Raw genomic sequence first — 6,155 nt, forward strand, 5'->3', positions numbered from 1 at the left:
GGAACCACGTGCTCGACGTCAACTTCTTCGACGAGCTCCGGATCGGCCTCGCCACCGCCGACTCCATCCGTGCCTGGAGCCACGGTGAGGTCAAGAAGCCCGAGACGATCAACTACCGCACCCTCAAGCCCGAGAAGGACGGCCTCTTCTGCGAGAAGATCTTCGGCCCCACTCGTGACTGGGAGTGCGCCTGCGGCAAGTACAAGCGGGTCCGCTTCAAGGGCATCATCTGCGAGCGCTGCGGCGTCGAGGTCACCCGCGCCGCCGTGCGTCGCGAGCGGATGGGCCACATCGAGCTCGCCGCCCCCGTCACCCACATCTGGTACTTCAAGGGCGTCCCGTCGCGCCTGGGCTACCTGCTCGACCTCGCCCCGAAGGACCTCGAGAAGGTCATCTACTTCGCGGCCTACATGATCACCTCGGTCGACGTCGACCAGCGCCACGCCGACCTGCCCTCGCTCGAGGCGCAGATCCAGGTGGAGAAGAAGGAGATCGAGAACCGCCGCGACGCCGACGTCGACACCCGGGCCAAGAAGCTCGAGGACGACCTCGCCGCGCTCGAGGCCGAGGGTGCCAAGTCCGACGCCAAGCGCAAGGTCCGCGACTCCGCCGAGCGCGAGATGAACGCGATCCGCCGTCGCGCCGACCAGCAGGTCGAGCGCCTCGAGCAGGTCTGGGACCGCTTCAAGAACCTCAAGGTCCAGGACCTCGAGGGCGACGAGGTCCTCTACCGCGAGATGCGCGACCGCTTCGGCCTCTACTTCGAGGGCGGCATGGGTGCCGCGGCGATCCAGAAGCGCCTCGAGACCTTCGACCTCGACGCCGAGTCCGAGCTGCTCCGCGAGATCATCGCCACCGGCAAGGGCCAGCGCAAGACCCGCGCCCTCAAGCGCCTCAAGGTGGTCTCGGCCTTCCAGACGACGACGAACCAGCCGTCGGGCATGGTCCTCGACGCGATCCCGGTCATCCCGCCGGACCTGCGCCCGATGGTGCAGCTCGACGGTGGCCGCTTCGCGACCTCGGACCTCAACGACCTGTACCGCCGCGTCATCAACCGCAACAACCGCCTCAAGCGCCTGCTCGACCTCGGTGCTCCCGAGATCATCGTCAACAACGAGAAGCGGATGCTCCAGGAGGCCGTCGACAGCCTCTTCGACAACGGCCGTCGCGGCCGCCCGGTCACGGGCCCCGGCAACCGTCCGCTGAAGTCGCTGTCCGACATGCTCAAGGGCAAGCAGGGCCGGTTCCGCCAGAACCTGCTCGGCAAGCGCGTCGACTACTCCGGCCGTTCGGTCATCGTCGTCGGCCCGCAGCTCAAGCTGCACCAGTGCGGCCTGCCCAAGCAGATGGCGCTCGAGCTCTTCAAGCCCTTCGTCATGAAGCGGCTCGTCGACCTCGACCACGCGCAGAACATCAAGTCGGCCAAGCGGATGGTCGAGCGCCAGCGCTCGGTCGTCTGGGACGTCCTCGAGGAGGTCATCACCGAGCACCCGGTGCTCCTCAACCGCGCTCCCACGCTGCACCGCCTCGGCATCCAGGCCTTCGAGCCGCAGCTCGTCGAGGGCAAGGCCATCCAGATCCACCCGCTCGTCTGCACCGCGTTCAACGCGGACTTCGACGGTGACCAGATGGCCGTCCACGTGCCGCTGTCGGCCGAGGCCCAGGCCGAGGCCCGCATCCTCATGCTGTCGTCGAACAACATCCTCAAGCCGGCCGACGGCCGCCCCGTGACGATGCCGACGCAGGACATGATCATCGGCCTGTACCACCTGACCTCCGAGGTCGAGGACGGCGTCGGCTCCGGTCGCGTCTTCTCCACGGTCGCCGAGGCCCGCATGGCCTTCGACGCCGGCGAGATCCTCCTCGGCTCGCGGGTGAGGATCCGTCTGACGCACGTCGTCCCGACCCCGCTGGCCGAGCTGCCCGAGGGTGTCGAGCTCGACGACGAGGGCTTCGCGCCGTCGCTGCTCGTCGAGACGACCCTGGGTCGCGCCCTCTTCAACGAGACGCTCCCGGTCGACTACCCGTACGTCAACGACCAGGTCGACAAGAAGCGCCTGTCGACGATCGTCAACGACCTCGCCGAGCGGTACAGCAAGGTGCAGGTCGCGGCGAGCCTCGACGCGCTCAAGGAGTACGGCTTCCACTGGGCGACCCGCTCGGGGACCACGGTGGCCATCTCCGACGTCGTCACCCCGCCCCGCAAGGGCGAGATCCTCGAGGGCTACGAGGTCAAGGCCACCAAGGTCCAGACCCAGTACGAGCGCGGTCTCATCACCGACGACGAGCGTCGCCAGGAGCTCATCGAGATCTGGACGCAGGCGACGAACGAGGTCGCCAAGGAGATGGAGGCGAACATCCCGCGGACCAACACCATCTTCCGGATGGTGTCCTCGGGTGCTCGTGGTAACTGGATGCAGCTGCGGCAGATCGCCGGTATGCGTGGTCTGGTGTCGAACCCGAAGGGTGACATCATCCCGCGTCCGATCCGCGCGAACTTCCGCGAGGGCCTCTCGGTGCTCGAGTTCTTCATCTCGACGCACGGTTCCCGCAAGGGCCTGGCGGACACCGCGCTCCGCACCGCCGACTCCGGCTACCTCACGCGTCGTCTCGTCGACGTGTCGCAGGACGTCATCATCCGTGAGGACGACTGCGGGACCGAGCGTGGCCTGCCGATGCCGATCGCGGCGACCGACGAGCGCACGGGCACCCGTGCGGTCCACGACGACGTCGAGACCTCGGTCTACGCGCGCAGCCTCGCCGAGGACGTCGTCAAGGACGGTGACGTCCTCGCGGAGGCCGGCATCGACCTCGGTGACGTCGTCATCGGTGCGCTGTTCGCCGCCGGTGTCGACTCGGTCAAGGTCCGCTCGGTCCTCACCTGCGACTCCAAGGTCGGCACGTGCGCGAAGTGCTACGGCCGCTCCCTGGCGACGGGCAAGCTCGTCGACATCGGCGAGGCCGTCGGCATCATCGCGGCGCAGTCGATCGGTGAGCCCGGCACCCAGCTGACGATGCGGACCTTCCACACCGGTGGTGTGGCCGGTGACGACATCACCCAGGGTCTGCCGCGTGTCGTCGAGCTCTTCGAGGCGCGCACCCCCAAGGGCGTCTCGCCGATCGCCGAGGCCTCCGGCCGCGTGACGATCGAGGAGACCGACAAGGCGCGCCGCATCCTGCTCACCCCGGACGACGGCTCCGACGAGCACGCCTACCCGGTGACCAAGCGGGCCCGCCTGCTCGTCGCCGACGGCCAGCACGTCGAGGTCGGCACCCAGCTGACCCAGGGGTCGATCGACCCGAAGCAGGTGCTGCGCATCCTCGGCCCGCGCAAGACGCAGGAGCACCTCGTCGACGAGGTCCAGCGCGTCTACCGCCAGCAGGGCGTGTCGATCCACGACAAGCACATCGAGGTCATCGTGCGGCAGATGCTGCGCCGGATCACGATCATCGAGTCGGGCGACGCCGACCTCCTGCCGGGCATGCTCGCCGAGCGTGGCCGCTTCGAGGACGAGAACCGCCGCGTCGTCGCCGAGGGTGGCAAGCCCGCCTCCGGCCGTCCCGAGCTCATGGGCATCACCAAGGCCTCGCTCGCGACCGAGTCGTGGCTGTCGGCCGCCTCCTTCCAGGAGACCACCCGCGTCCTCACCGAGGCCGCCATGGAGGGCAAGTCCGACTCCCTCCTCGGCCTCAAGGAGAACGTCATCCTCGGCAAGCTCATCCCGGCCGGTACGGGGCTGCCCCGCTACCGCAACGTCGCGGTCGAGCCCACCGAGGAGGCCAAGGCGGCGATGTACTCGATGCCGAGCTACGACGACTACTCGTACGCGGCCTTCGGGCCCGGTTCGGGTGAGGCCGTCCGCCTCGACGACAGCGAGCTCGGTCTCGACCGGCTCTGAGGCACGGGCAGCACCGCCGAGGGCGGGCGCACCGGTGGGAGACCACCGGGGCGCCCGCCCTCGCGGCATCCCGGAGGAGGGACGACGACGATGGGTCGAGGTTCGGGGGAGGCCGGCCGGGACGGGCCGGCGCGCACGGTGGCCCGCGAGGGCACGCCGCACGGCGAGGTCGCCCTCCGGCGCCGGGGTGACGTCCTCGAGCTCGTCGTCGACGGCGCGTTCGCGATGGACACGGTCGACACCTCGACCGAGGTCGCCCTCGCGACCGACGCGCTGCGGCGCCACCAGGCGCCGGCGCGTGTCCTCGTCGGTGGGCTGGGCCTGGGGTTCACCGCCCGTGCGGTCCTCGACGATCCGCGGGTCGAGCAGGTCGACGTCGTCGAGCTGGCCGAACCCCTCGTCCGGTGGGCGCGCCAGGGCCTCGTCCCCGAGCTGGCCGGCCTCGAGGGCGCGCGCTGCGCCCTCCACGTCGCGGACGTCGCCGACGTGCTGGCGGGGGAGGGCGGCCCGGTCGGGCCGTGGGACGTCGTCCTCCTCGACGTCGACAACGGCCCGGACTTCCTCGTCCACGCGGCCAACGCCGGCCTCTACGAGGAGGCCGGGCTCGCCGCCGCCGCTGCGGCCCTCGCCCCCGGCGGCGTGCTCGTCGTGTGGTCCAGCCACGTCGCGCCCGGCCTGCTCGCCGCGCTGCGGTCGGTGGCGGGGGAGGACGCCGTCGTCGAGGAGGACGTGCTGGCGGTGGCCCGGGAGGGCCGCACGTTCACCTACGCCACCTACTCGCTCGTGCGGGCCGGCTGCTGACGAGGGGCGCAGCACCCGGCGCCCCGGCGCCCCGACGCCCCGGCGCCCTGGAACGTGGGTGAAGATCGTCGCCATACCGACGGTTGTGACCCACGTTCGCCCAGAGCCGCCCGGCAGCGCAGGAGTGCGTGTGGGATGTGGGTGAAGATCGTCGCCATACCGACGGTTGTCACCCACGTTCGCCCAGAGCCGCCCGGCAGCGCAGGAGTGCGTGTGGGATGTGGGTGAAGATCGTCGCCATACCGACGGTTGTCACCCACGTTCGCCCAGAGCCGCCCGGCAGCGCAGGAGTGCGTGTGGGATGTGGGTGAAGATCGTCGCCATACCGACGGTTGTCACCCACGTTCGCCCAGAGCGGGCCGCCGCGGGCTCGTGGCGGGCCGTCCCCCGCCGGGCTGCGAGGATGGGCGGCATGGACCCCGCCCTCGTCATCCGCCGGGAGCAGCGCTCCGACCTCGAGGCGCTCCGGTCCCTCCACGACGCCGCGTTCGGCGTCCCGAACGGGGCGTCCCACGCGGCCGAGACGGTCCTGCTCGACGGCCTGCGCGCCGACGGCGACGTCATCGAGGAGCTGACCTTCGTCGCGGACCTGCACGGTGAGGTCGTCGGCCACGTCGTGTGCAGCCGCGCCCGGATGGGTGACGGGCCCAGCGTCGGCCTCGGCCCCGTCGGGGTCCTCCCGGGGCACCAGGGGGAGGGGATCGGGTCCGCGCTCGTCGCGGCCGTCCTCGTCACCGCCGACCAGCTCGGCGAGCCGGCGGTCGTCCTCCTCGGCGACCCCGGCTGGTACGCCCACTTCGGCTTCGAGACCGCCTCCGACCTCGGCATCGGCTCTCCGGGGCCGTGGGAGGACAGCCACTTCCAGGTCCGCCGGCTGCGCGCCTGGAAGCCCGAGGACGCCGGCCCGTTCCGCTACGCCGCCGCGTTCGACCGCCTGCCGGGGTGACGGGGTGCCGGCGCCTCGGCAAGCGATTTGGAGCGCTTCCTGCAGGCCGGTATCCTTGAGAACCGTGTCTGGCTAGGACCAGGCCCTGGAGCCGAGACCATCCCCGCGAGGGCGTGGGACCGGCCTCGCCCACCTCTTGCCGGGCGCCCCGAACCGATCCTCAGCGAGGGTCAGCCATGGGGAGTGCAGGGAGGAGCACCCGGTGCGACACGCCCGACCTCGGGGGTCGAGCACCGGACACACAAGGAGTGGCGGCACCGTTGCCGCCGCATCGACCAGACAGCAAAGGAACCAGGTTGCCTACCATCAACCAGCTGGTGCGCAAGGGCCGGCAGGACAAGACCACCAAGGTCAAGACCCCTGCCCTCAAGGGCTCTCCGCAGCGCCGTGGTGTGTGCACCCGCGTGTACACGACCACCCCCAAGAAGCCGAACTCCGCCCTCCGCAAGGTCGCCCGCGTGCGCCTCACGAGCGGCATCGAGGTCACCGCCTACATCCCCGGTGTCGGC

Annotated in this window: 4 protein-coding genes; all 4 read left to right on the plus strand. The window is 70.6% G+C overall.

The window, feature by feature from the left end; all coding sequences use genetic code 11:
* Positions 1-8: 8 nt before the first annotated feature.
* Positions 9-3,899: a DNA-directed RNA polymerase subunit beta' gene (locus tag ACK8HX_RS16025; RefSeq protein ID WP_411941722.1), complete on the plus strand. Its 3,891-nt coding sequence runs from the start codon at positions 9-11 to the stop codon at positions 3,897-3,899.
* A 90-nt stretch (positions 3,900-3,989) separates the two neighbouring features.
* Complete coding sequence (locus tag ACK8HX_RS16030) at positions 3,990-4,700, plus strand: spermine/spermidine synthase domain-containing protein (protein ID WP_411941723.1); 711 nt, start codon at positions 3,990-3,992, stop codon at positions 4,698-4,700.
* A gap of 412 nt (positions 4,701-5,112) precedes the next feature.
* Positions 5,113-5,646 carry a GNAT family N-acetyltransferase gene (locus ACK8HX_RS16035; RefSeq protein ID WP_411941724.1) on the plus strand — a complete coding sequence of 178 codons (534 nt, stop codon included), beginning with the start codon at positions 5,113-5,115 and terminating at the stop codon, positions 5,644-5,646.
* 296 nt (positions 5,647-5,942) lie between these two features.
* The coding region (gene rpsL, locus ACK8HX_RS16040) for a 30S ribosomal protein S12 (RefSeq protein WP_411941725.1) at positions 5,943-6,155 on the plus strand (213 nt) is incomplete at its 3' end.

Origin of the sequence: Oryzobacter faecalis (genome assembly GCF_046764005.1) — a bacterium.
Lineage (GTDB): Bacteria > Actinomycetota > Actinomycetes > Actinomycetales > Dermatophilaceae > Oryzobacter > Oryzobacter faecalis.

What these genes read in the sequence shown, in the direction of transcription:
- ACK8HX_RS16030 (WP_411941723.1), top strand. Translation starts at nt 3,990, where the DNA reads ATGGGTCGAGGTTCGGGGGAGGCCGGCCGGGACGGGCCGGCGCGCACG.
- ACK8HX_RS16035 (WP_411941724.1), top strand. Translation starts at nt 5,113, where the DNA reads ATGGACCCCGCCCTCGTCATCCGCCGGGAGCAGCGCTCCGACCTCGAG.